Raw genomic sequence first — 414 nt, 5'->3', positions numbered from 1 at the left:
GTTTGCAAAGTTTTCTCCTATGCCGCTTGAAACTTCCGTGCCCATCCGAAAAAATATCTGGCTGAAAATTTCGGTTATATTCGGCATATTCCTTAAAAGCGAAATAAATCCTTCAAAATTGGATTCGTAATTAAGGCCCAAATTCTGTTCGTTTGCGGCCGCCTGCCCGTCGGGGCGCGTAACCTTTGTAGGATCGGCAATATTTTGAATGACAGGGTCGTTAACCGTAACATTCTTTGGCCTTTGAGCATTCTCATATACTGTGTTCGGCGTTGTAACTTTTAAAATATCCGACAATTTTTCACCTTCTAGTTTATAATAAACTATTATTATTTTTCTTTTTTTTGACGATATAATTATTATTATTTTTCTTTTTTTGACGATATAAATTAATGAAGATAATTTTTATAAAAA

General features: G+C 34.1%; 1 protein-coding gene. It reads right to left on the bottom strand.

Annotated elements, in window-relative coordinates; all coding sequences use genetic code 11:
- A partial coding sequence (locus NE664_14705) for a hypothetical protein (protein ID MCQ4727885.1) occupies positions 1-297 on the bottom strand: 297 nt, incomplete at its 3' end.
- Positions 298-414 lie beyond the last annotated feature (117 nt).

Source organism: Anaerotignum faecicola (genome assembly GCA_024460105.1).
Taxonomy (GTDB): domain Bacteria; phylum Bacillota; class Clostridia; order Lachnospirales; family Anaerotignaceae; genus JANFXS01.
This window is presented reverse-complemented; position numbering and strand designations above follow the sequence as displayed.